This is a genomic window from Kitasatospora sp. NBC_01300 (assembly GCF_041435235.1).
Taxonomy (GTDB): Bacteria; Actinomycetota; Actinomycetes; order Streptomycetales; family Streptomycetaceae; genus Kitasatospora.
Genome location: NZ_CP108408.1, coordinates 6,961,949 through 6,985,000 on the forward strand (window position 1 = coordinate 6,961,949; position 23,052 = coordinate 6,985,000).

A 23,052-nucleotide genomic window follows, 5' to 3' on the forward strand; every position below is an offset into this window, starting at 1 on the left:
GTGGCGGTGGCCGGTTGGCCCTGGCGTTTCGGTGTCGCGCCAGTAACATGAGTTCTCCTCACGTTCACGTCAGGAGGCAGTCATGCCGGACCGCTACGACCTGCCGACGGGGTTCCGCTGGGGCGCCGCCACCGCCGCCTACCAGATCGAGGGTGCGGTGACCGAGGACGGCCGCGGGCCCTCCGTCTGGGACGTCTTCGCCGCCCGCCCCGGCACCGTCCGCGACGGCCACACGGGCGCGGTGGCCTGCGACCACTACCACCGGTACCCCGAGGACATCGCGCTGATGAAGGACCTCGGGCTGGACGGCTATCGCTTCTCCATCGCCTGGCCCCGCGTGCTCCCCACCGGCGCTGGCACCGTCAACCCCGCCGGACTCGCCTTCTACGACCGCCTGGTGGACGCCCTGCTGGAAGCGGGCATCACCCCGCTCCCCACCCTCTTCCACTGGGACCTCCCACAGGCCCTGGAGGACAACGGCGGCTGGCTGAACCGCGACACCGCGTACCGCTTCGCCGAGTACGCCACCGTCATGGCCGACCGCCTCGGCGACCGCGTCCCCGCCTGGATCACCCTCAACGAGCCCTTCGTCCACACCGTCTTCGGCTACGCCCTCGGCACCCACGCCCCCGGCCGCACCCTGATGCTGGAGGCCCTCCCGGCCGCCCACCACCAGCTCCTCGCCCACGGCCTGGCCGCCTCGGTGCTCCACGACCACGGCCTGGAGGTGATGCTCTCCAACAACCTCACCCCGGTCGAGCCGGCCACCTCCTCCGCCGCCGACCGCGCCGCCGCCCAGGCCTACGACGCCCTCCACAACCGCCTGTTCACCGACCCCGTCCTCCTCGGCCGCTACCCCGACCTCTCCGCCCTGGGCGTCCCCGACGACCTCTACGGCGCCATCCACCCCGGCGACACCGACCTCATCGCCGCCCCCGGCCTCGACGGCCTCGGCCTCAACTTCTACAACCCCACCCGCATCGCCGCCCCCACCGAACCGGGCCTCCCCTTCGACTTCGTCGACATCCCCGACGTCCCCCACACCGCCTTCGGCTGGCCCGTCGTCCCCGACGCCCTCCGCCAACTCCTCCTCAACCTCCGCGACACCTACGACAAAGCCCTCCCACCCATCACCATCACCGAAAACGGCTGCTCCGTCACCGAGTCCACCACCCCCGACCAACCCCGCATCGACTTCATGTCCGCCCACCTCGACGCCCTCGCCCGCGCCACCGCCGAAGGCATCGACATCCGCGGCTACTACACCTGGTCCCTCCTCGACAACTACGAGTGGGCCGAGGGCTACCACCAGCGCTTCGGCCTCATCCACGTCGACTTCGCGACCCAACAGCGCACCCCGAAAGCCTCGTACACCTGGTACCGCGACCTGATCGCCGCCCACCGGGCCCTTCGCTCGCTGTAGTTGGCCCTCCCACGACCGCAGGATGTGCGGCCTCTCGGCGTCGGCCGAGAGGCCATCCGGATGGAGTGGCCCGTAGCAGCTGCGCCCCGGACTCAGAGCAGAAGACAGGGTGCTCGACGATTCCGGACCCCGCCTCCAGTGGTTCGGCTGTGGGCCGGCTGCGCATGGCGGGGTGCCCTTGCGGCTGCGAGAACATCACAATCGCGCGCCCAGCCGAAGGGATTTCGGTGCCAGGAGAATCCTTTCGGTACTGACGAGGCCCGGATCGTGCTGTCCTGAGGATGCGAGATCCACCCGTGGACTCTTCTGAGGTCCGAGCGGAGGGGCGCCTCGCCGTCGTACCGCGCGGTAGGGCAAGGTGGGGTCCATGGCAAGTGTGGCGAATCCTGCGGCTTGGCGCTCGGTCCGCGAGGCGGCCTTGTTGCAGGTGCCCTCGAACAGCGAAGGCGTCGCGCTTTCGGTCCTGGGTACCCGTGCCCTCCTGCTGTACCGGATCGACGAAGCTGAGCACCGCAGGCGGGAAGCGGTTGGTGCTGAGAAGTTGGACAGCATCCCCGTGTTGGAGTGCCTGCTCGGCCTTCCGGTCGACCTTCCCGTTTCGGTGGGCTCTCTCCCGCATCGGGTAGAGCTTCGTCGTATCCCTCGTGGTGCGGTCGAGCGGGACGCGGAGCTGGTGACGCGTCGAGCGGTCCGGCCGCTCACCGTTGACCTCGCGGTTGTGTCGGCCACCGACTGGCGGACGGGTCTTGAGCGTGCGGGCCGATTTGCGCCGTTCTGCCGTCGAGCCGTCCTGCTCCGCTCGGCTCCGTACGCAGGGCTGGACGAGATCTTGACGGAAGCTGCCTTCTACGGCATCGGCGTGTTCGTCCATGAGCAGGACGGGATCCGAATGGCCCTGCAGCCCGAGGCGTACCGGCCGCTGAGGCACACCGCAGCGGCCTGGCACTTCGTCGAGGAGTTGTACGGACGACTTGGCTGAACCGCCCGCGCCTCAGTCCGCTCCTGCGCCCGTCGATGTCGAAGGCGCCGCCGCATCGAGGAGGGACCACCGCAGTAGTTGCGGCTGGACCTTGAAGCCGTTCGGCTGCTGGATGGCGGCGTTGACGAGCGGATAGCGGTTCACTGCGGCACGGCAGCGTTCCTGCCACCACCGTTGGCGATCGGGCCCGGGGGCCAGGGTCTGCAACGTCTGCTGCCAGGACAACAACACGGATGTGTTGTGCTGGGCTGCTGATCGGGCGTCGCGATTGCTCGGGAAGCTGTCCAGTGGTCGATGTTCGCAGGCCGTGCACTCACAAACGGGTGCGTGCGTCGCGGCGAAGCGGCGTGCGAGGGTCTTTCCGAGGAACAGGGCCATCAACTCGGGGAACAGAACGGACGGGGAGTCGGCGAAGCCCGAACTCTCCGCCGGCTCGCCGGGCGGGACGACGTGCCGGAGGCGCCCCGAAAGCCCGTAGCCGGCGAATGCCGCGCCCCCGGCGAGCGCACCGAACGCCGCGAGATCGGCCCGTAGCAGGGCGGCGCCCGGCACCTGGGCCAGGACCCGGGTCAGGCCGCGGAGAGCCTCGGGGAAGCTCGCCAGCGGGTCCAACTGGCCGCCGAGCATGATGGCCTTGGAACCCGGTGCTGCGCTCAGTTCTTCGATGAGACGGTCGACCAGGTCGATCTGCAGCCAGCCGACGTCGATCGGTAGCGCGAGCACGATTCGGGGATCCTCGCGCACGGCCACCTCGCGTACGGCGGCCCGTACGGCGGCCGTGTCCCCGGCTCGGAGGTACCCGGTTGGCGTGAGAGCCGCCGTCGCGCCGACGGCGAGCTGCTCCTGGACTGCCTGACCGAGCGGGTCGATGGCGGGGAACTCATCGGTCCGCTGCAGATAGGGCAGGTCTGCCGTCGCGATGCCGACCTCGTAGAACGCCGGGTCGGCGAGGAGTACGTCCTCGTAGCCCTCCTCCCGCAGGTCCAGTGTCCTCCTGAGGGCCTTCGGCCCACCGATCACGAGCCCGCTCCGGCCGGTGTTGAGCTGGTCCCGCACCCAACCCACTCGCGCGGCGTCCACGTGGATGAGCAGCCGTTCGGCGAGCAACTCGGGTTGAGTGAAACGAGCTTGGTCGATGAAACGGGACCTCCGGCGTCGGGAGGATCCGCGTGGACGGGAGCGCGGGATGGAGGAGTCGGACATTGCCTCGCCTTCGAATCGGCGGAAACACTCGACGACGTACTCGTGGTTCTACTGTACGGAGCGGAGCGACACTCCGCGGTTCGCAGCGATACCAGTCATCGGAGAGAACACAAGAGTTGGCCGAAGGTCAGGTGACTGTGGCCAGGACGACGTCATGTGTTGCGGGGAAGGGGTCGTCGTGCGGCTGGTACTGCGACCCGGTCGCCACCCACCGGGCGCGATATGCCAGGCAGTAGTCATTGCAGGCTCGACTCGAGATCGTTGAGAACGGCTAGGACCGGGCCCCAGCACATCATGACAGTGTCGTGGTCGGGGTCGATCCCGCGTTCCCGCTGCTGACGAAGGTGGACGAAGTTGCGGTACTCGCGGACGATCTTCATGAAGTCGTGAGCGTCGACCTGAATCCAGCCCCGGGACCGTGCAGTGTCGAGTAGCAGTGCCAGGCTGGCCTTCGCCGCCAGCACCGGCCTTCCTCCGTTGGGATTCGGGAATCCCTGCGCCAGGCTCGGTTCGCGTTTGGTCAGCACGTCGAGCAGTAGACCTTCGGTGAAGCTCCCGATGCCGATGAGGGCGAAGACGTGCGCACCGTTGTCCGCGCAGATACGGGTCTCGTTCACCCGCTGCATGAGCTGACGAGTGATCTCGTCGCTGCTGACCAGTCGTCGGACACGTGCCTCCAAGTCGTCGGGTGGACTGAAGGTGGTCGATCGACCGTCCTCGCCGAGCGCACCCAGCATCGGGCGGCCGCCGACGTACGTGATCGACAGCTGCTCTGCGGCGAGGACCTGGTTGAGTCCCTGCCGGAGGAGGTCGGCGGACGCCATGCCGTCCTCGTACTCCAGCGGATTGCAGATGCGGCAGACGAAGCGGCTGACGGCGGCTTCGTCATGGGCCGATTCCATGATCGTCTCGGTCAGCCAGGGCACCCTCGCCGTGCCGTCGTATTCAACGGGTACCGGCCAGGCCGCGCGTTTCAGAAGCTCGGCCAGCTGGTAGCCAGGGCGTTCGAAAGGACCGTCCGTGTCCACGACGAGTCGCGCGATGCGCTGGATTGTCATGGGATCGAGCTGGGGCATCAGATGTGCTCCTTGTCCGCGAACTGCTGAGAGTGATCGAAGGCCTGGTTGAGGCGTTCGACGATGACCCGTCCTCGCTTCCGGAAGCCGAGTTCGGTCATGGCCTGACTGATCCGGGTATCACGGTCGAGCTGGTAACCGTCGCTGAGAATCCAGCCAGCGAGCGCTCGGAGGTCCATATCGGAGTAGGTGCCGATGCTGCCACCGGGCCTCAACGATGGTTTAGGTCCTCGCCGAGTCGACGGCTCTTCTGCCCGGCGCGGAGCGGGGACTGGGTCCTGAATCACTCTGCAGCTCGGCGGCTCATCGGCCGCGCGGACGATGTCCTGCCAGATACCGACGAGGCGGTCCGTCTCGGCCTGGGGGTCAGCGAACCAGTCCGCGGCCCAGATTCGATGGAACTGCCATCCGAGCCGTTCCAGGTGTGCCTGGCGGAGTCGGTCACGGTCTCGTGCGCTCACTGTGCGGTGGTAGCGGTCGCCATCCGTCTCCACAGCGAGCAGCATCTGACCGGGTCGCTCCGGATGGGCCAGTGCGAAGTCGATACGGTAGCCGGAAACGCCCCATTGCGGGACGGCGGGGACGCCCGAGGACTGCAGGGCCTCCAGAACCTCCCGCTCGAACGGGTTCAGCTCGTACGTCTCCTGGCGGCCGCCCGACCGGGAGAGGTCACCCTGGACAGCGCAGTACTCGAGGAACAGGCGCAGCAGTTCGGGGCCGCGGTTCTTCGTCTCGGCACGCGGGTCGAAGTCGTGATGGGAGAACGAGCTGACGACCGTCATACGCTTGCGGGCGCGCGTGACGGCGACGTTGAGCCGACGCTCTCCCCCTTCGTTGTTGAGCGGCCCGAAACGTTGGGCAAGCCGGCCGTTGGCGGCCTTGGCGTATCCGATGCTGAGGATGATCGCGTCGCGTTCGTCACCCTGCACGCGTTCGAGGTTCTTGATGAAGAAGCGTCGGCCGGGGCCCGCCTCGGGGCTGAAGTACTCCTGTAGGTCCGGCTGCTCCTCGAGGGCTCTGCGCAAGGCGAGATCGATGCGATCGGCGTGCCGTTGGCCCATGGTGATGATGCCGAGGCTGAGGTCGGGGGTGCGGGCGGCGTGGTCGAGCGCCAGCTCCACCACTCGTTCGACCTCCTGAGGTGCGGAGCCGTCTTGGCCGGGTAGCGTATGGCCGTCGACGACTTCCAGACGGATCGGACTCTCGACGGCGGTCCCGGGGAAGGTGACGAGCCGGTCGCCGTAGATCTCGCGGTTGGAGAAGGCGATCAGTCTCTCGTCACTGCTCCGGTAGTGCCAGCGGAGGGTGTGGACGTTGGGCAGCCGACTGCTGAGCAGGTCCAGGAGCGATTCGAAGACGCCGGGATCGTTCCCGTCCTCCTCATCAGTGTTCTCCTGGCTGTCGGTGCCGCTTAGCACGCGGCTGAAGAACGAGGTAGGCGGCAGTTGGTTCCGGTCACCCGCGACGACGACCTGGCGGCCCCGCATGATCGACGTCATGGCGTCGTGTGGCAGGATCTGGCTGGCTTCGTCGAAGACCACCACGTCGAACAGCCGGGTGGCCGGTAGCACTCGGCTGACCACGAGCGGCGACATGGCCCAGCAGGGTTTGGCTGCCAGCAGCACGTCGGGGGCTTTGGCGACCAGTTTGCGCAGGGGCAGGTGCCGAGTCTTGCGGGCGGCCTGGTCGCGGACGACGGCGTTCTGTTCGCGGTAGGCATCGCGGGCCTTTCGCAGTTGGGCCGCCACGGAGTACCGCACGCGGCCGGCGTTGGCGGTCATGTGGTCGCTGTCGGTGCGGCGGAACTGTGTGACGGCGTGATCGTGTTCCCGTCCGGCGAAGGTGCGAACGTGCTGGGAATGCATCTTGATCTCGTCGAGAACGGATGACCACCAGGCGTACTGGAACCGGGCGACCGCCGCCTCGGGCGTGGGGAGGCTCTTGGTCAACTCGTCGAGCAGCGGGCCAAGACCGGCGGCCTCCAAGCGGTCGGTCAGCTGATTGAGTTCGGGCATCTGGTACAGCGTCGCGCGGTGGGCGTCGAGTTCTCGCACGATCTCGGCGACCTCGTCGGCGGGCTTCTTCGCCCAGTCGTCGACACCGGCAAAGAGGGCCACTGCGGCGAGCCGGTCGCGAAGTTCGGTGAAGTTTTTCAGAGCGGCGCCGAGCTCAGGGACGGCGGACGGCGGTGCGCCGTCCAACGACACGCTCTGCCAGCGGGCCCGTTGCTCCTGTGCCTGGACCAGCCGGGTGTGGAGTGCCCGGTGGTCGCGCAGTCCGTCCCGATGGACGGCCCTGGCTTCACGGACCAAGGAGCGCTGCTGCCACCAGCCGATGGGTTGCCCATGCTGCTTGCGCCAAGTTCGGTCGGCGGTGGCGGCGACGAGCCGGTCGAGCTGCGGTCCGAAGACCTCCGCAGTGAATTCCTCGAAGGTGCCGGACACGGCTTGCAGAAGGTCCAGCAAGTGCTGCCAGCCGTCGATGTCTTGTGCCTGGCACAGCCCCGCTGCGGTGATGAGCGCCTCGATCTCCCGGCGGGTGTCCACGAAGGCCGTGCCCGCCAGGTGGTCGAGTCGTTCGAGGACGGGACGGAGTTCCGTGGCGTCCCGTACGCGGGTGCGCGCCCAAGGAGATTGGCCGCGCCGAATCTGCAGCCCCTTCCGGCTGACGAACTTGTGCAGGTCCTGCTCCACGTGTTGCCGGGCAGCCCGGTCCAGGTGTTGCAGGACACCACCGCGCAGGCGCCAGCGGGTCTGTTGCTCGGACGGAACTCCCGACAGCTCCGTCAGCGCTTGGTAGGCGCTGACCCCCCACGGGGACCTCGGCTGGTGGAACTCGGAGACGTGCTGGCCGATCTGACCGCGGAAGTGCTCGAGCGAGGTGTGCAACTGATCAGGGCGCGGCGGCGGCTCCTGGCCGGACCGGTCGAGGGTCTCAAGAAGCTGTTGGGCGAGCTGGCGGCGGTTCAGCTTGTTCCCGTGAAGATCGAGAACGAGTCCGTCGAGGTCGACTTGGGCGAGCCGGTCGGTGACCGCCTCGATCGCGGCGCGCTTCTCCGCGACGAAGAGGACGCGGCGTCCCTCAGCAGCCAGTGCGGCGATGAGGTTGGCGATGGTCTGGCTCTTGCCCGTTCCGGGAGGGCCCTCGATGACCACGTGCCGGCCGGCCAGTACGGCGCGGATCGCCTGCTGCTGAGAGGCATCGGCGTCGTGGACGAGGAACTCCTGTTGCGGCGGGACCTCGCCTCCCGCGGGAGGGTCCTCCGAGTCCTCCAGCAGTGAGTGGGCCGCCGTGCTGTCACCGGCGATGGCGGCGATGACGGGGTGCTCGGCAAGCAATGAGCTCGAGTTCTTCAGGTCGTTGACCATGGGCAGCCGGTCAAAGCTGAAGGCCCCGACCACTAGATGAATGAGTCCGATTGTTGGGCTGGCCGCGACCATGACGAAGGGTGCCCGTTGGTTGGTTTGTGAAGACGAACCTGGACACCCTTCTGACGGCACTGTACGTGTTCATCGACGATCACATGGCCCCTCGTCACCGGATCGGGCGACCTCCGAGGCTCTCGGATGCGGAACTGCTGTGCCTGGCCGTGGCGCAGGTACTGCTCGGCTTCCCGTCGGCGAGGCACTGGCACCGCTTCGCGAGTGGCCGGCTGCGGCACCTGTTCCCGTACCTGCCGGGGCAGTCCGGCTACAACAAGCGTCTGAACGCGGCCGGCCCGCTCATCCCGCAGGTCGTCGGCGCACTGGCCCGGCAGGTGCCGACCTGGCACGACGACCTGCGGCTGATCGACTCCACGCCGCTGCCCTGCGCGGCCTCCCGTGAGACGGTCAAGCGCTCGGCCCTGGCCGGCACCGCAGGGTACGGCTACTGCGCCAGTCACTCCCGCTTCTTCTGGGGTCTGCGGCTCTACCTGTTGACCACGGCCGAGGGCATGCCGGTCAGCTGGTGCCTGGCCAACCCGAAACTCGGCGAGCGCGAGGTCATGGAGGCCATGCTCGGCCGTGACCGACACCTCGTGCGCCGGGGCCAGGTGATCCTCGGCGACAAAGGCTTCGCCGGAGCCGCGTTCGAGGCCTTCGTCACCGACGAGCTCGGCGCGCACCTGGTCCGGCCCGACCGCAAGGGCGAGCCTGCCCGATTCGGCAGGCTCGCCCGCGTCCGCCAGTGGATCGAGGCGGTCATCGACACCCTCAAGGGCCAGCTCAGTCTCGAACAGCACGGCGCACGAACCGAGGCCGGCGTCTTCGCCCGCACCGGTCAACGCCTGCTCGCCCTCGCCGCCGCGATCTGGCACAACTGGAACACCGGCGCCGCGCTCAAGCGCTCACTCATCGCCTATGACCACTGAGGACATCGGACTCATTCATCTAGGCGTTCCTCGAACGACGCGGACAGCCCGCTCCGGTGGAGGGTCTTGGCGAGGAGGTCGTATACAGCGCGCACCCGGGTCCCCGGATCCGATTGGTCCTCAAGCGTGCTTGATGCCTGGTCGGCCAGTTGGTCGATGTCGGCGTCCAGGCCGTACTGGCGGCTCAGCGCATAGAACAGGACCGGATTGATCTCCGGCTCGCCGTCGACCTGGAGGACGAAGTCGTTCTCGGTGGCTGTGCGCGGTTGGATCGTCAGGGGCAGCAGCACGAGGGGAGCGCGCAGCGGGAGGACGGTGGATGTGCCACGTGTCTTCGGCGGGTCTACGTTGAGCAGTCCACAGGCTAGGCGACCGGCCTCGATACCCTGTTCCTCGTCCAGTTCCAGGATCCGGCGCCGCAGGTAGCGTGCGCGGAGGCAGGCGGATTTGTGATCGGATGAATCGGGGACGAGACTCGCGAGCCGGACCTTCCGGCCGGTCAGCAGCGCGTGCTGTGCCTCGATCGAGACGGTGGTCAGGTCGAGGCTGCCAGTCTTGGTGTCCTTGAAGTGCAGCAATGTGTTGCGCGGTCCGAAATCAATGAGTTCGTCGGCCCATCGCTGAGCCTGGGAGGCCACGGCCTCCTCCCTCGCGCGGCTGGCGGTGCCGTCCACTTGCTGACCCTCCGGTCCGTCGTCCTGAGCTCACCTGGTCGGTAGGCGAACGCACCAGGGTACGGCGCGACTTGAGAGGACGAGTATGAATTCGGAGCTTGATCGGAGATTGGGGGGAGCGCATAGGAGTGCCACTTGCCTGAAGTCTTGCGCCCCCGTGCGCCGGGCGGGGAGCGGGCATCTCTCCCACTCAGCGACAGGCGAAGTGTGGGTTCTAGGTTCCACGGCCGCCGGGTGTTCGGCCCTGCCGGCCGTGTCATTCGGTCGTGGTCGGCCGACCGGCCAGCTTGTTTGCGAAAGAGGCGCTGACCTCTCCGAACCGTAGACAATGAGGTCTTCATGGTCGACCGATAGAATGACAGCCTGTCCGACGGGCCGAGGGCTACCACCAGCGCTTCGGCCTCATCCACGTCGACTTCCAGACCCTGGAACGCACCCCGAAAGCCTCCTACACCTGGTACCGCGACCTGATCGCCGCCCACCGGGCGCGGTGTGTGCGGTAGTTGGGGCGCCGGTCGGATGGAGCGCCCGGCGGGATCAGGGCGGGTTCGGCGGGGATCCGAGGGCTGTAAGCGCATGTCTGCGTGGTGCACTGCGAATGCCTGGTGACCTGGCTACTGCCTGACTCTTTGCTGCTTTCGATCGCCCGTGCGGCGGCCTATGGGCTACCGGGCGCCGTCGGTGGGTGTCTGGTGCCTGGCCCGGTAGGCGCGCTTCTTGACGAGGGCGCCGCAGGTCTTCATCGAGCACCAGCGGCGGGCGCCTGCGCGGGAGGTGTCGACGAAGGGGGCGCCGCAGTCGGGGTTTCCGCAGATGCGGACGCGGGTGCGGTGCTCCGATGCGCAGAGGGCGATCAGGTCCCGGGCGACCATCGAGAGCACCGCGGCGAGCGCGTCGCCGTGCCAGTGCACGGTGGTCGCGTCGGGGGTGAGTTCGGGTGTCGAGGGGGGCTCGGCGGCGGCGCGGTTGACGAGGGCGATGTCCTCGGGCGCGGGCGGCGCGGCGTCCGCCAGGGCGCGGCCGGTCCGCTGGATCGCCTCACGCAGTTGCCTGGCGCGGTCGAGGTCGGCCTCGGTGCAGGGCGGCGCCGTTGTCGTGCAGTCGCTTTCGACGGCCCAGCGGCTCAGGTCCTCGGGGCGGGCGAGCCGTTCGAAGGGCGTGTCCGCGCCGCGGTCGGCCAGGGTGCCGGCGAAGGCGAAGCACAACCGCGCGTCGTCGAAGCGGAAGTCGGCCTTGGCGCGCTGGCGCCCCTCGCGGCTGCCGTCTCTGTCGTCCATGTCCACCACTTTATGCGGTTGACATGGCTCCGGGCAAGCGGCTAGCTTCCAAGTCCACCACTTGAACCGGTGGACTTCAGGCGGTTGCTCTCCGCTCCCGCCAGCTCCCAGCACGAGGAGGCCGCGCCATGCGCGCCGCAGTCATCGAGGAACTCCACAAGCCGCTCGTCATCCGTGACGTGCCCGATCCCTCCTGCCCGCCGGACGGCGCGATCGTGCGCGTCGGGGCGAACGGGATCTGCCGGACCGACTGGGCCCTGTGGGCCGGGGAGTTCTGGACGGGCGGACCGCGTGTCGAGGCCCCGTTCGTCCTCGGCCACGAGTTCGCCGGCACCGTCGTGGAGGTCGGCCGCGAGGTGCGGGGGTGGAAGGAGGGCGACCGCGTCATCTTCCCGATGAACCCCGGCGAGGGCTCGTGCGAGATGTGCCGCAGCGGCAATCAGCACGTCTGCGAGCACGTGGACTCGCTCGTCCCCGGGGTGTCCTACTGGGGGGCCTTCGCCGAGTACGTCATGGTCCGCTTCGCCGACGTCAACCTGGTCGAAGTGCCGGAGGGCGTCGGCTTCGTGGACGTCGCCGCGCTGGCCTGCCGCTACATGACGGCCTTCCACGGCGTCGTCGACCAGGCGAAGGTCCGCGGCGGCGAATGGGTCGCGGTGTACGGCGCCGGGGGCGGCATGGGGCTGTCGACGGTCGAGATCGCGGCGGCGACGGGTGCCAACGTCATCGCGATCGACATCACGGACGACAAGCTGGACGCCGCCCGCGCACTCGGCGCCGTCCACACTGTCAACGCGGCGACCGACGATCCCGCCGAAGCGGTGAAGACCCTCACCGGCGGCGGTGCGCACGTGTCGGTCGACGCCGTGGGCATCGCCGCCGCCTGCCGCAACTCCGTCCTCTCCCTGCGCACCCGCGGCCGCCACCTCCAGCTCGGCCACACCACCGCTGCGGAGCAGGGGGACGTCGCGCTGCCGGTCGACGTCATGATGGTCAAGGAACTGGAGTTCCTGAGCGCCTTCGGCATGCAGGGCCAGCGCTTCGGCACGATGTTGAACATGATCGCCGCCGGTCGCCTCGACCCCGGTCGCATCGTCTCGCGCACCGTCGGCCTCCACGAGGCGAGCGAGGTCCTGGAGTCCCTGGAGACGTACGGACCCACCGGCGTGGTCGTCATCGACTCGTTCCGCCCCTGAGACGTCTCCTCCTGAATCGTCTCCCCCCGAAACACCCCCAGAGAGCAGGAACGGCCATGCCCGCATCCCGTCAACTGATGGACCAGGAACTGAGCCTGGCCCTCGACGCAGTCCCCATGACCCCCAACGGCGCGTTCGACCTGACGGACCTCGCCGCAACGCGCGCGGCGTTCCGCGCGCAGGCCGAGGCCGCCGCCGACGCCCAGCCCGGCGACCCGTCGGTCACCATCGAGACGCACCTCGCGAGCCGAGCGGACGGCCCCGACGTACCGATCCGCCTTCTGCGCCCCACCGAAGCGCCCGGACCGCTGCCGGTCCTGCTCTGGTTCCACGGCGGCGGACAGGTCCTCGGCTTCGCGGCCCAGGACGACCCGTGGCTCACCCGGCTGGGCGCGAGCCTCGGCTGCGCCGTCGCCGTGGTCGACTACCGGCTCGCCCCCGAGACACCCGCCCCCGGCGCCGCCGAGGACGGCTTCACCGCCTACCAGTGGCTCGGCCGCGAGGCGGAGGCCCTGGGCCTGGACGGCACCCGCATCGGCATCGGGGGCCAGAGCGGCGGCGGAGGCGTCGCGGCGGCCACGACCCTCCTGATCCGCGACCGCGGCGGCGTGGCACCGCTGTTCCAATCACTCACGTATCCCATGCTCGACGACCGCAACCGCACCGCGTCGAGCCACGAGATCACCGACATCGGTATCTGGGACCGCTCGACCAACCTCCTCGCCTGGCAGGCGATCCTGGGCGACCGCGCCGGCACCGACGACGTCTGCCCCTATTCCGCCCCTTCCCGCACCACCGACCTCAGCGCCCTGCCACCCACCTTCATCACCGTCGGCGACCTCGACTGCTTCCGCGACGAGAACCTCGACTACGCCGCCCGCCTGCGGGCCCACGGCGTCCCGGTCGAATTCCACCTCTACCCCGGCGCCTACCATGCCTTCGACCTCATCGCCCCCGACTCCCGGCTCGCCACCACCTTCCACCAGACCTGGTCCAACTACCTCACCCGCCAGTTCCACGCGGCTTCGTCCCCCGCCTGACAGCCGCGCCGACGACTGTTCGACCGTGGAGGAGACGAGAGGAGACGAGAGGCGAGAGGCGAGAGGAAACAAGAGGAGGCGAGAGGAGAGGAACGGCGTGCGCCCGGCCGGTCCCGCGGGGCGGGTGAGCCGTTCGATGTTGCGGCGGGACACGCTGCCACCTGCGCTTCGCCCCCATCAGCGTAGTGTGGCCCGCCCGTGCGAGGGGCGCGGTAGATCATGGGTGTATGGCCAGAGACACGGGCCGCTCCTCCTGGCTGCCCCTGCGCCGATCGGGTAGCCGCCGTGAGCGGCGACACCCACGCTCAGCCCCGCGGGAGCAGTCGGCGCATCGCCTGTGGTCGGTGATGAGCATCCGGAGTGTCGCCGGTCAGATGTTCATCCTCCAGGTGCTGATCGTGCTGTTGCTCGTGGTGACGGCCGTCGTCGTGCTGCTGCTCCAGTCCCGCAGCGACCGGTTCGACGCGGCGCACGGCCGCACGCTCGCCGCGGCCCAGGCGTTCGCCCACGGTCCCGGCCTGGTGGCGACGATGCAGGGCCCCGACCCCAGCGCGGTGCTCCAGCCGCTGACCGAAGCGGCCCGCACGGCTGCCGGGGTCGACTTCATCGTGGTGACCGACCGCAACGGCATCCGCTACACCCACCCCGATCCGGAGCTGATCGGCAAGATGTTCATCGGCACCATCGCGCCGTCGCTGCACGGCCAGGTCACCACCGAGGACGTGCACGGGCCACTCGGCTCCGAGTACCAGGTGGTCGTCCCGGTGGAGGACTCCCACGGGGCGGTCGTGGGCATCGTCTCGTCCGGGATGAAGGTCTCCAACGTGAGCAGCGCGTTCAACCGCCAGCTGCCGGTCGTCCTGGGCGTCGGTGCCCTGGCGCTCGGCCTGGCCACGGCCGGTACGGCGCTGGTGGGCAGGCGGCTGCTGCGGCAGACCCGCGGCCTGGGGCCGGAAGAGATGACCCGGATGTACGAGCACCACGACGCGGTGCTGCACGCGGTGCGCGAGGGCGTGGCCATCGTCGGTGGCGACGGCCGGGTCCTGCTCGCCAACGACGAGGCGCGCCGCCTGCTCGACCTGCCCCCCGACGTGGAGGGGCGCCCCGTCGCCGACCTCGGCCTCGCCCCCCGCACGGCCGAACTGCTGATCTCCGACCGTGCGGTCACCGACGAGGTGCTCCCCGTCGGAGACCGCCTGCTGGCCGTCAACAGCCGCCCCACCGACAGCGGGGGAGGCCCGCCGGGCAGCGTCACCACCCTGCGCGACTCCACCGAACTGCGCGCCCTCGCGGGGAAGGCCGAGGTCGCCCGCAGCCGGCTCAGGCTGCTGTACGAGGCGAGCCTGGCCATCGGCACGACCCTGGACGTCCGGCGCACCGCGGAGGAGCTCGTCCGGACGGCCGCCCACGAATTCTGCGACTACGCCACCGTCGACCTCGCCGAGGCGGTCCTGGACGGCGAGGACCCGCGGGCCCTGGTGGTCGATGCCCCGGTGGAGCTGCGGCGGGTGGCGCTCGCGGGCGTCCGGGACGATTCGCCGCTGTACCCCCAGGGGGAGCTCGTCAGGTGGGGCCGGGCCACCCCGCAGGCGGCGGGTTTCGTCAGGGGGCGCCCCACGCTGGTCACCGAGCTGGCGACCGACGCCGGCTGGCGCATGCAGGACACCGAGCGCACGCAGGCGGTGCTGGAGTTCGGCCTGGCATCGCTGATCGCCGTTCCGCTGTCGGCACGGGGTGTGCTGATGGGCATCGCCTGCTTCTGGCGCAGCCGTGACAGAGGCCCCTTCGAGGAGGAGGACCTGTCCCTGGCCGAGGAACTGGCCGCCCGGGCGGCCGTGTCCATCGACAACGCCCGCCGCTACACGCACGAGCACACGATGGCCGTCACCCTCCAGCACAGCCTGTTGCCGCGCGCGTTGCCCGAGCAGAGCGCCCTCGACGTCGCCTACCGCTACCACCCCGCCCAGGCGGGGGTCGGCGGCGACTGGTTCGACGTCATCCCGTTGTCGGGCACCCGGGTCGCGCTCGTCGTCGGGGACGTGGTCGGCCACGGCCTGCACGCGGCCGCGACGATGGGCCGGCTGCGCACCGCGGTCCAGAACTTCTCCACCCTCGACCTGCCGCCGGACGAGCTCCTCGGACACCTGGACGAACTGGTCGCCCACATCGACCAGGAGACGGCGGCGGCCGAGGGCGAGCTCGCGATCACCGGTGCCACCTGCCTCTACGCCATCTACGACCCCACCACCGGCGTCTGCGTCCTGGCCCGGGCGGGCCACCCGCCGCCCGCCCTCGTTCACCCGGACGGCACGGTGGAGGTCCTCACCCTTCCCGCCGGTCCGCCGCTCGGCCTGGGCGGGATGCCCTTCGAGGCCACGGAGGTGCGGGTGCCGCAGGGCAGCAACCTGGTCCTCTACACCGACGGCCTCATCGAGGACCGCACCCGCGACATCGGTGTCGGCCTGGACGTCCTCACCGCCACTCTGGCCCGCGCCGACCGGTCGCCCCAGGAGATCTGCGACGCCGTGCTCGACGCCCTGCTGCCCGTCCGCCAGACCGACGACATCGCCCTGCTCGTCGCCCGGACCCGGGTGCTGGCGCCCGATCGGACCAGCGAGTGGGACGTGCCCGCGACCCCCGAGGCCGTGGGCCGGGCGCGGGCCGAGGCGACCAGGCAGCTCACCGAGTGGGGCCTTGAGGAGGCCGTGTTCGTCACCGAACTGGTGCTCAGCGAGCTGGTGACCAATGCCATCCGCCACGGGACCGAACCGATCAGGGTGCGGCTGCTGTACGACCGCACGCTGATCTGCGAGGTCGCCGACACCAGCAGCACCGCCCCGCACCTGCGCTACGCGGCCGCCGAGGACGAGGGCGGCCGCGGGCTGTTCCTCGTCGCCCGGCTCGCCGAGCGCTGGGGCGTGCGCTACACCCCCTGGGGCAAGATCATCTGGGCCGAGCAGTCGCTGCAGCCGAGCGCCTCGATGGCCTGGCCCGTGATCGAGTAGCCGGAGTGGTCCGACCAGCCGGGGGAGGCCCGTGGTGGCCGAGCCGGGTCAGCCGGTGGTGAGCACCATCCGGAAGCGGGCCTTCCCGGCGAGCATCTTCTGGTACGCCGCCTCGGCGTCGTCCAGCGGCACGGTCTCGGTCATCGGGCGGATGCCGTGCAGGGCGCTGAACGCCATCGTGTCCTCCACGTCCTGCGCGGTGCCGGAGGGGTGGCCCCGGACGACGTTGGCACCCATGAGCAGTCCGGCCGGACTGATCGCCATCGGCGAGGTGTCCGCCCCGATCACCACCAGCTCCCCGCGGGGGGCCAGCCCGTCCAGGGTGGACGCGATGGCCTCGGAGTTGCCGGCGGTGGCCAGCACGGCCCTGGCGCCGCCGAAGGACTGCAGCGCCTCGGCGACCGGGGTGCCGGCGGTGCTGTCGACGTAGTGGTGGGCGCCCAGTTGCTCGGCGAAGCCGGCCTTCTCGGCGCCCCGGGCGATCGCCACCGTCTCGAAGCCCATCGCGACCGCGTACTGGACCCCGAGGTGCCCGAGGCCGCCGAGCCCGAGCACCGCGACCAGGTCGCCGGGCCGGGCGCTGCTGCGCCGCAGCCCGTTGTACGTGGTCACGCCCGCGCAGGCCATCGGCCCGGCATCGCCCGCCGCCAGTTCGTCGGGGATCCGGGCCAGCGCGTCGGCGGGCGCGATCACCTTCTCGGCGAAGCCTCCGTCGTACGCCCAACCCGGGACCTTCAGGTTCCGGCACACGATGAAGTCGCCCTGGCGGCACGGCTTGCAGTGGCCGCAGCTGCCGCCGAACCAGCCGACCGCCACCCGGTCACCGATCTGCCATCCACGGTCCCGGGTGCCTTCGCCGAACTCCTCGATGTGCCCGGCGATCTCGTGTCCGGGCACCTCGGGGAACGACACACCCGGTAGCGCGGCGTTCACGAAGAGTGTGTCGGAGTGGCAGACGCCGCACGCCTCCACGGCGATCCTCACGTGGCCGGGTCCCGGCTGCGGCACCTCTCGCTCGGCCGGGTGGAGCGCACCGCCCGGGGCGGTCGCCTGCGCCACTCGATAGGTACTCATGATCAGCGCTCCTCCGGGAAGATGGTCAGCGCTCCTCCGGGAGGTCGTCGCCGTGCGTCGGCAGGCTGCTCAGGGGCCCGTCCGGGAGGTCCTTCCTTCACCATAAGGCCGCACGGTCCGCTGCGCAGGGCAGGGGGAGCCGCAGGCCGAGGAGGCATTCGGCCGGTTCGGCGGGGTGAGTTGGCGGTGCCGGCCCTGGTGACGGCCCGTGAGGCGGACCGGGGGCCGCCACCGGCGCCACGGCCTCGTCCGTGTCGGCTTCGTCCGAAAACACCGCTCGCGCAAGCTCGTTGACATCTCGTTCTGCCGACGCGGTCCGGTGGCGCTCCGAAGGGACCCGGCCCCGCTGTACTTGCCGCCGTACCTGCCGCGCGGCCGGGTCCTCGGGGGCTGGGGTCAGCTGAGGGTGCGGAGCGCGTCGGCGTCGTAGGGGCGCAGCTCGGAGTGGCGGCCGGAGAGGACCTTGGCGGCCCACTGCGGGTCCTGGAGGAGGGCGCGGCCGACGGCGACCAGGTCGAACTCGTCGCGCTCCAGCCGGTCGAGCAGGTTGTCGATGGCCTGGATCGGGGAGCCCTCGCCCCTGAAGGCACCGACGAAGTCGCCGTCGAGGCCGACCGAGCCGACGGTGATGGCGGGGCGGCCGGTGAGCTTCTTGGTCCAGCCGGCCAGGTTGAGGTCCGAGCCGTCGAACTCGGGGACCCAGTAGCGGCGGGTCGAGGCGTGGAAGGCGTCGACGCCGGCCTCGGCGAGCGGGGTGAGGACCGCCTCCAGCTCCTGGGGGGTCTCGGCGAGGCGGGCCTCGTAGTTGTCGGACTTCCACTGCGAGTAGCGGAATATCACCGGGAATTCCGGGGAAACGGCCGCTCGCACCGCGGCGACGAGCTCGGCCGTGAACTTCGTCCGGGCCACCGGGTCGCCGCCGTAGGCGTCGGTGCGGCGGTTGGTGCCCGCCCACAGGAACTGGTCGAGCAGGTAGCCGTGGGCGCCGTGCAGCTCGACGCCGTCGAAGCCGATCCGCTCGGCGGCCGCGGCGGCCTCGGCGAACGCGCCGATGACGGCGTCCAGATCGGCCCGGGTCATCGCCCGGCCCGTTCCCTCGGTGCCGTCCAGCCGGATCCCGGACGGGCCTACGGCGGGTGCGTCGGCGAACGGCGGGTCGCCCTGCCGGCGCACCATGCCGATGTGCCAGAGCTGCGGCACGATGGTGCCGCCCGCCGCGTGGACGTCCTCGGCGACGCGGGCCCAGCCGGCGAGCTGCTCCTCGCCGTGGAAGCGCGGGATGTCGTCACTCTGGCCGGCGGACTCGTGGCCGACGTACGTCCCCTCGGTGATGATCAGGCCGACGCCCGAGGCGGCGCGGCGGGCGTAGTACGAGCGCACGTCCTCGCCGGGCACGCCGCCCGGGGAGAACCTGCGCGTCATCGGTGCCATCGCGATGCGGTTGGGAACGGTCAGTCCGTTGAGCGTGACGGGCCGGGACAGGATGTCGGCCGCGCGGGAGGCTGCGGGCTCGGTGACGGTCATGGGATCCCTCGGGGGTACCGGTGGCGTGCGCCGGGGCGGAATTGGTTGCCTGTGCAAACAACCAGGGCGGCCCCTGCATTTCGCCGACCGCGCGAAACCCGCTGTGATCAGCGCCACTGCGCGCCGGAGGAGGTAACCGTCTCGTCGGGCTCAGTCGTTCGTGCCTGGTCGTTCGTGCCCGGCCGTGGCCCAACCCGTCCGCTGCGGTGCGGACTTGGCGGCTGTCCGGGGCGGGCGGGCGGACCCTGGCTACAATCACGACGTGTTCGACGGCCTGAGGGCTTCCGCCGGCGCTCCGGACTGGTCCACGTCGACTTCGCGGCGTAGCGACTTTGCGGCGCACCGGCTTCCCGGCGCAGCGGCGCACCCCGAAGGCCTCCTACGCCTGGTACCGCGACCGATCGCCGACCGAAGGAGCTGACGATGACTCCACGACAGATCGCCGACGACTACGTGGCCCGGGTCGCCGCACACGATCCCGTCACCTCCACGTCCCTGGGCCTGGCCCCGGGCGACGACCGGATGCCCGACCTGTCGCCGGACGGCGTCGAGGAGACGGTCCGGCTCGCGCGGGAGGCGCTGGCACGTCTGGACGCCGTCCCCGAGGCCGGGCCCGACGGGGATCCGGCGGAGCTCGTGTGCGCGCGGCTGCTGCGCGAGCGGCTCGACGCCGAGGTGCGGGTGCACGAGGCCGGCGAGAACTTCCGCGCCGTGCGGAACCTGCACACGCCGGTGCACCAGCTCCGGGGCATCTTCACGATGATGCCCACCGCCACCGACGACGACTGGGCCCCGGTCCTGGGCCGGCTGCGCAACCTGCCCGCCGCGCTGGACGGCTACCGGGCCACGCTGGCGGAGGGCGTCGCCCGCAAACTGCTCGCCGCGCCCCGTCAGGCCGACGTGCTGTGCGCGCAACTCACCGCGTGGACCGGCGAGACGGCCGGCGGCCCCGGCTGGTTCGCCGAGTTCGTCGCCCCCGCGCCGCAGCGGCTCCGCCCCGAACTGGACACCGCCGCGAACGAGGCGACCGCCGCCGTGGCCGCGTTCCGGGACTGGCTCCGCGACAGCTACCGGTCCGCTGCGGAAGGCACGCCCGACGCCGTCGGCCGCGAGCGCTACCTGCTCGGGGCCCGCCGGTACACCGGCGCCGACCTGGACCTGGACGAGACCTACGACTGGGCCTGGGAGGAGTTCCACCGGGTCTGGGCCGAACTGCGCACGGAGGCCGAACGGGTGCTGCCCGGCGCCACCGTCCAGGAAGCCCGGGCCCACCTGGACGAGCACGGACACACCGTGCACGGCGCCGAGCGGATGCGCGGCTGGCTGCAGCAGATCACGGACGACGCGATCGAGGCACTCGACGGGCGCCATTTCGACATCACCGGCCCGCTGCGCCGGGTCGAGACCAGGATCGCCCCGGCCGGCAGCGCCGCCGCGCCGTACTACAGCGGGCCGAGCCTCGACTTCGCCCGCCCGGGTCGGACCTTCCTCCCGCTGGCCAACGGCGACGCGCAGGAACGGTTCCGCACCTGGCGCCTGGTCAGCACCTGGTACCACGAGGGCGTCCCCGGGCACCATCTGCAACTCGCCTCCTGGACCGTGGCGGCGGATCAGCTGTCCCGCTACCAGGTCACCCTCGGCAAGATCAGCGCCAACGTGGAGGGCTGGGCCCTGTACGCGGAGCGGCTGATGGACGAGCTCGGCTTCCTCACCGATCCCGGACGCCGCCTCGGCTACCTCGGCAAGCAGATGATGCGCGTCGCCCGCGTCATCGTCGACCTCGGCATGCACCTGGAGAGCGCCATTCCGGCGGCCTCCCCGTTCCACCCGGGCGAGCGCTGGACCCCGGAGCTGGCCACCGCCTTCATGGCCGACTACGTCGGTCTGGCGCCCGCCCACCTGCACAGCGAGATCGTCCGCTACCTCGGCCGGCCCGGCCAGGCCATCGGCTACAAACTCGGCGAGCGCGCCTGGCTGGCCGGCCGCGAGGCGGCCCGCCGCCGGCTGGGCGCCGACTTCGACCTCAAGCGCTGGCACATGAAGGCCCTGCGGCAGGGCTCCCTGGGCCTGGACGACCTGGAGGCAGGCCTGGCAGCGCTGTGACCGCCGGCTGACGGCCGTGTGCCCGCCGTCGATCGAGACGGGCGCCCGGATGTACGGGCGCCCGGACGTATGGACGCATGGACGCCCGGACGCACCCGGCGCGGAGGCTCCGCCGGGGCTGTGGGCGGCCGGGGGTGGTCGGGAATCCGGGGCGGTCGGCGGTGCCCGGATGGAATCATGTGGACGCCCGGAGAGGGCGCCGCATGGTCGAGTCGGGACAGGAGCCGTAGGTGGGAGAGAGGCAGCGGGCCGTCCGGAAGCCCAGGGTCGTGCTGGCGGACGGGGAGCGGCTCCATGCGGTCGCCCGCGCGGTCGTCGACGATCACCAGGGGGCTGTCGAGCACGTACGCCGGGCCGCGGCCGGTCTGCGGGGCCGGCTGGTCCGCGACGAACTGGACGCCATCCCCGTGGCCCGGCTGAAGGACGTCACCGAGGGGCGTCTGCGGGTCGGAGCGTTGGAGGCCGCCGGGATCAGGACCGTGCGGCAGGTGGTGGACGCCACGCCCTACACGCTCCAACTGCTGCCCGGAATCGGAGCCCAGAGCGCTCTCCAGGCCATCGCCGCCGCCGGGCAGATCGCCCGGGCCGCCGAGCAGGCCGTGGCGATCCGGCTGGACGTCGACCACCAGGACGCGGCCGGCACCGCGCTGGTCGTCGCACTCCAACGGCTGGTCGCCGCCGGGCCCGATGCGAGACGGGCCAGGGAGCTGGCGGAGCGTGTCGCCGACGAGGCCGCCGCCCTGATCGCCGCCGCCCAGCCGGCCCGGGGCGTTGTCAGAGGCCTGTTCGCCGGGCGGCAGCGCCGGCAGGAGGCGTTCGCCGCGGTCGATCGGTTGGACGCCCTGCTCGCGGAGACGGAGGACCGAGGAGCGTCCCTGCTCTTCGCCCAGGCCTCGGTGGACCTCCTCCGCCCACCGGCCACGGACATCGAGGCCTGGGCGGAGTTCGAAGTCCGCTCGGCCGAGTTCTACGGCGTCCTGGGCGAGTTCGCCGGATCCGGCTCCGACGGGCTCACCGCCTCCGAGGGCTTCCTCCCGGAGAGCCTGTCGGACCGGGTCCGGGCCGAGCCGCTGGACGACACCCGGTGCACGGTCTCGCTCCGCGGCTACCAGGCGTTCGGTGCCCGCTTCGCCCTCGCACAGAAGCGGGTGATCATCGGCGATGAGATGGGCCTCGGAAAGACGATCCAGGCGATCGCCGCGTTTGCGCATCTCCGGGCGCACGGGAGCGCACACTTCCTCGTCGTCTGCCCGGCCAGCGTCCTCATCAACTGGATCAGGGAGATCGAGTCGCGCAGCACGCTGAGGGCGTTCCGGTTCCACGGCCAGGAGCGGGAAGCGGCGCGCACCGAATGGCTCGGCAGCGGCGGCGTCGCCGTCGTGACCTTCGACGGACTCCGTCGCCTGGAGGTCCCGGAGGACGTCACGGTCGGCATGGTCGTGGTGGACGAGGCCCACTACGTCAAGAACCACAGCACGAAGCGCTCCCAGGCGGTGGCCGGGTGGACCGACCGCGTCGACCGCGTCCTGTTCCTCACCGGCACCCCGATGGAGAACCGGGTGGAGGAGTTCCGGAACCTGGTCCGCTATCTGCAGCCTGATCTTCTGCCCGGAATCCACAGCAGTTCGGGCGCCGCAGGGCCGACGTCGTTCCGCAGGGCCGTTGCACCGGCCTACCTGCGCCGCAACCAGCGGGACGTCCTGACGGAGCTCCCCGACGTCGTTCACGTCGACGAATGGGAGGAACTGTCGGCGTCCGACCTCGTCGCCTACCGCTCGGCGGTCGCCGAGGGGAACTTCATGGCCATGCGCCGTGCCGCGTACGCGGACCCGGAAGGGTCGGCGAAGCTGCTGCGGCTGATGGAGGTCGTCGACGAGGCCGCGGAGAACGGGTTGAAGGTCGTCGTCTTCTCGTTCTTCCGGGATGTCCTGCGGGCCGTCCAGGACGCTCTGGGGCAGCGGGCCTTCGGCCCGCTCGACGGAGGCCTGGACGCTGTCCGGCGGCAGGACGTGGTGGACGAGTTCGCCGCCGTGCAGGGCCATGCGGTGCTGCTGAGCCAGATCCAGGCCGGCGGTGTGGGACTGAACATCCAGGCGGCGTCGGTCGTCATTCTCTGCGAACCCCAGG

At 70.6% G+C, this 23,052-nt stretch carries 15 protein-coding genes and 1 pseudogene (1 of these 16 running past the window's edge); 9 read left to right on the plus strand and 7 right to left on the minus strand.

Annotated elements, in window-relative coordinates; genetic code table 11:
- Positions 1 to 82: 82 nt before the first annotated feature.
- Both OG556_RS30345 and OG556_RS30350 read left to right on the plus strand, forming a co-directional pair.
- Positions 83 to 1,423 (plus strand): GH1 family beta-glucosidase, encoded by a 1,341-nt coding sequence (locus OG556_RS30345; protein WP_371521725.1) that lies wholly within the window; start codon positions 83 to 85, stop codon positions 1,421 to 1,423.
- 367 nt (positions 1,424 to 1,790) lie between these two features.
- Entirely contained in the window at positions 1,791 to 2,402 is a 612-nt protein-coding gene (locus OG556_RS30350; protein ID WP_371521728.1) for a hypothetical protein, read from the plus strand.
- 12 nt (positions 2,403 to 2,414) lie between these two features.
- Here OG556_RS30350 and OG556_RS30355 read toward each other — a convergent pair whose 3' ends face one another.
- The 3 genes from OG556_RS30355 to OG556_RS30365 form a co-directional block, all read right to left on the minus strand.
- Positions 2,415 to 3,509: a hypothetical protein gene (locus OG556_RS30355; RefSeq protein WP_371521730.1), complete on the minus strand. Its 1,095-nt coding sequence runs from the start codon at positions 3,507 to 3,509 to the stop codon at positions 2,415 to 2,417.
- A 332-nt stretch (positions 3,510 to 3,841) separates the two neighbouring features.
- Positions 3,842 to 4,681, minus strand: coding sequence for a hypothetical protein (locus OG556_RS30360; protein WP_371521732.1), 840 nt, complete (start codon positions 4,679 to 4,681; stop codon positions 3,842 to 3,844).
- Entirely contained in the window at positions 4,681 to 8,049 is a 3,369-nt protein-coding gene (locus OG556_RS30365) for an AAA domain-containing protein (protein ID WP_371521734.1), read from the minus strand. The genes OG556_RS30360 and OG556_RS30365 overlap by 1 nt, the downstream gene beginning before the upstream one ends.
- A 98-nt stretch (positions 8,050 to 8,147) precedes the next feature.
- Between OG556_RS30365 and OG556_RS30370 the strand changes: the two genes are divergently transcribed.
- Positions 8,148 to 9,032: an IS982 family transposase gene (locus OG556_RS30370; protein WP_331744010.1), complete on the plus strand. Its 885-nt coding sequence runs from the start codon at positions 8,148 to 8,150 to the stop codon at positions 9,030 to 9,032.
- A gap of 11 nt (positions 9,033 to 9,043) precedes the next feature.
- Here OG556_RS30370 and OG556_RS30375 read toward each other — a convergent pair whose 3' ends face one another.
- Positions 9,044 to 9,706, minus strand: a complete 663-nt coding sequence (locus OG556_RS30375) for a DUF4011 domain-containing protein (protein WP_371521736.1) — start codon at positions 9,704 to 9,706, stop codon at positions 9,044 to 9,046.
- Positions 9,707 to 10,080: 374 nt separating this feature from the next.
- Here OG556_RS30375 and OG556_RS30380 point away from each other — a divergent pair.
- Positions 10,081 to 10,209: pseudogene (locus OG556_RS30380) on the plus strand (family 1 glycosylhydrolase); the annotation flags it as partial.
- 162 nt (positions 10,210 to 10,371) lie between these two features.
- On the opposite strand, the gene OG556_RS30385 reads toward OG556_RS30380, so the two are convergent.
- On the minus strand, positions 10,372 to 10,983 hold the full coding sequence (locus tag OG556_RS30385) for an ABATE domain-containing protein (protein WP_371521738.1): 612 nt from the start codon (positions 10,981 to 10,983) through the stop codon (positions 10,372 to 10,374).
- Between the two features lie 128 nt (positions 10,984 to 11,111).
- Here OG556_RS30385 and OG556_RS30390 point away from each other — a divergent pair, with 128 nt between their 5' ends.
- From OG556_RS30390 to OG556_RS30400, 3 genes are all read left to right on the plus strand, one after another.
- Entirely contained in the window at positions 11,112 to 12,179 is a 1,068-nt protein-coding gene (locus OG556_RS30390) for an alcohol dehydrogenase catalytic domain-containing protein (protein ID WP_371521740.1), read from the plus strand.
- A 56-nt stretch (positions 12,180 to 12,235) separates the two neighbouring features.
- Entirely contained in the window at positions 12,236 to 13,219 is a 984-nt protein-coding gene (locus OG556_RS30395) for an alpha/beta hydrolase (protein WP_371521742.1), read from the plus strand.
- A 347-nt stretch (positions 13,220 to 13,566) separates the two neighbouring features.
- The gene (locus tag OG556_RS30400; protein ID WP_371521744.1) at positions 13,567 to 16,224 is read left to right on the plus strand and encodes a SpoIIE family protein phosphatase; all 2,658 of its coding nucleotides are present in this window, start codon (positions 13,567 to 13,569) and stop codon (positions 16,222 to 16,224) included.
- 48 nt (positions 16,225 to 16,272) lie between these two features.
- Here the strand turns inward: OG556_RS30400 and OG556_RS30405 are convergent, their stop codons facing one another.
- Together OG556_RS30405 and OG556_RS30410 are read right to left on the minus strand one after the other, a co-directional pair.
- On the minus strand, positions 16,273 to 17,298 hold the full coding sequence (locus tag OG556_RS30405; RefSeq protein WP_371521747.1) for an alcohol dehydrogenase catalytic domain-containing protein: 1,026 nt from the start codon (positions 17,296 to 17,298) through the stop codon (positions 16,273 to 16,275).
- Positions 17,299 to 17,694: 396 nt separating this feature from the next.
- Complete coding sequence (locus tag OG556_RS30410; RefSeq protein WP_371521749.1) at positions 17,695 to 18,822, minus strand: NADH:flavin oxidoreductase; 1,128 nt, start codon at positions 18,820 to 18,822, stop codon at positions 17,695 to 17,697.
- Positions 18,823 to 19,245: 423 nt separating this feature from the next.
- Here OG556_RS30410 and OG556_RS30415 point away from each other — a divergent pair, with 423 nt between their 5' ends.
- Both OG556_RS30415 and OG556_RS30420 read left to right on the plus strand, forming a co-directional pair.
- Positions 19,246 to 20,925, plus strand: a complete 1,680-nt coding sequence (locus OG556_RS30415; RefSeq protein WP_371521751.1) for a DUF885 domain-containing protein — start codon at positions 19,246 to 19,248, stop codon at positions 20,923 to 20,925.
- Between the two features lie 230 nt (positions 20,926 to 21,155).
- Positions 21,156 to 23,052, plus strand: partial view of a DEAD/DEAH box helicase gene (locus OG556_RS30420; protein ID WP_371521753.1) — the 5' portion only. The gene runs 284 nt beyond the window's last position; the window shows 1,897 of its 2,181 coding nt (coding positions 1-1,897); its start codon is at positions 21,156 to 21,158; its stop codon lies beyond the right edge, outside the window.

What these genes read in the sequence shown, in the direction of transcription:
- OG556_RS30345 (WP_371521725.1), top strand. Translation starts at nt 83, where the DNA reads ATGCCGGACCGCTACGACCTGCCGACGGGGTTCCGCTGGGGCGCCGCC.
- OG556_RS30350 (WP_371521728.1), top strand. Translation starts at nt 1,791, where the DNA reads ATGGCAAGTGTGGCGAATCCTGCGGCTTGGCGCTCGGTCCGCGAGGCG.
- OG556_RS30360 (WP_371521732.1), bottom strand. Translation starts at nt 4,681, where the DNA reads ATGCCCCAGCTCGATCCCATGACAATCCAGCGCATCGCGCGACTCGTC.
- OG556_RS30365 (WP_371521734.1), bottom strand. Translation starts at nt 8,049, where the DNA reads ATGGTCAACGACCTGAAGAACTCGAGCTCATTGCTTGCCGAGCACCCC.
- OG556_RS30385 (WP_371521738.1), bottom strand. Translation starts at nt 10,983, where the DNA reads ATGGACGACAGAGACGGCAGCCGCGAGGGGCGCCAGCGCGCCAAGGCC.
- OG556_RS30390 (WP_371521740.1), top strand. Translation starts at nt 11,112, where the DNA reads ATGCGCGCCGCAGTCATCGAGGAACTCCACAAGCCGCTCGTCATCCGT.
- OG556_RS30395 (WP_371521742.1), top strand. Translation starts at nt 12,236, where the DNA reads ATGCCCGCATCCCGTCAACTGATGGACCAGGAACTGAGCCTGGCCCTC.
- OG556_RS30400 (WP_371521744.1), top strand. Translation starts at nt 13,567, where the DNA reads ATGAGCATCCGGAGTGTCGCCGGTCAGATGTTCATCCTCCAGGTGCTG.
- OG556_RS30405 (WP_371521747.1), bottom strand. Translation starts at nt 17,298, where the DNA reads ATGAGTACCTATCGAGTGGCGCAGGCGACCGCCCCGGGCGGTGCGCTC.
- OG556_RS30410 (WP_371521749.1), bottom strand. Translation starts at nt 18,822, where the DNA reads ATGACCGTCACCGAGCCCGCAGCCTCCCGCGCGGCCGACATCCTGTCC.
- OG556_RS30415 (WP_371521751.1), top strand. Translation starts at nt 19,246, where the DNA reads ATGACTCCACGACAGATCGCCGACGACTACGTGGCCCGGGTCGCCGCA.